Here is a 1297-nt window from a genome sequence, read left to right as displayed (position 1 = left end):
CCCCCGGATCATGGACAACTGGGGGCAGACATCATGCCGGGACCAGCCGGTTCCCTGCACTGTCTATCCTGACGGAAAACGGTGACACCTAAAAGGTAACGGGGTGTTGTCGCCAGGAGTCCAGGACGCGCGTTGACTGCTGATAGGGACGTGGCCCGGCTTTGGTCGAGGTCTCTTCGTAACGTGGGTGCCAGCATCGGGTGTCGTGACAACCGAATACGCAATCACGCTAGGCCTCGATGTCGGTAAGTCCGCTCATCATGGGTGCGCGCTGACACCCGAAGGACAGCGCGTGTATGACCATGAGCTGCCCCAGGACGAAACCGCCTTGCGGAAGGTCATCACCGACCTGCAACAGCACGGTCCGGTGCTCATCGTCGTGGATCAGCCGAACACGATCGGAGCACTGCCAATCGCTGTCGCCCGTGATCTCGGCGCGGACGTCGCCTATCTGCCAGGGCTAGCGATGCGCAAGGCCGCGGACCTGTATCCGGGACGCTTGAAGACTGACGCCAGGGACGCGTTCATCATCGCTGATACCGCCCGGGCAATGCCACACACGCTACGAGCTGTGGACCGTAACTCCGAGGTCTTGTCAGCACTGAAGGTGCTCTCCGGGTTTGACGAAGACCTCGCTTGTGAATCAACGCGCGCGATCAATCGATTACGGTCCCTCTTGGTCCAGATCTACCCATCACTGGAACGTGTTCTCCCCGGTGTCGTTCTCACTCGGGCTATCGTGTTGGATCTGCTGATCCGCTACCACGGCCCTGCCGGACTTAAAGCTGCAGGCAAGGCCGGAGTGAAACGGTGGGCACGTCACCACAGCCGCAAAGACCCCGGCCAGCTCATCGACCAGATCTTCACAGCACTATCCGAGCAGACCGTCACAGTGCCCGGTGCTGACGCTGTTGAGCTCGTCATCCCCAGAGTCGCAGCTCAGATCAAAGAGCTCAAACGCCAACGGGACATCGTCGCCGAAGAGGTAGAGAAGCTGGTCGACGACTTCCCTCTTTCCACGGTCTTGACGTCGATGCCAGGAGTCGGGATCAAGACCGCAGCACAGATCCTCCTGGCCGCTGGTGACCTGTCCGCGTTTCCCACGCCAGGACACCTGGCCGCCTATGCCGGAATCGCTCCAGTAACCCGACGATCTGGGACATCAATCCGAGGCGAGTTCCCTGCCCGTGCCGGGAACACAAAGCTGAAGAACGCGTTATTCCGGTCCGCATGGGTCGCCTCCTGCCACGACCCAGTATCAAAGGCGTACTACGACAGAAAACGTGCCGAGGGCAAA

At 60.4% G+C, this 1297-nt stretch carries 1 protein-coding gene; it reads left to right on the top strand.

The window, feature by feature from the left end; translation table 11 throughout:
- Positions 1–205 precede the first annotated feature (205 nt).
- A partial coding sequence (locus HMPREF3162_RS08060; RefSeq protein ID WP_070777557.1) for an IS110 family RNA-guided transposase occupies positions 206–1297 on the top strand: 1092 nt, incomplete at its 3' end.

Origin of the sequence: Brevibacterium sp. HMSC07C04 (genome assembly GCF_001815905.1) — a bacterium.
In the GTDB taxonomy this organism is placed as follows: Bacteria; Actinomycetota; Actinomycetes; order Actinomycetales; family Brevibacteriaceae; genus Brevibacterium.
The sequence above is the reverse complement of the archived record's forward strand: the minus strand, read 5'-3'. Positions and strand labels throughout refer to the sequence as shown.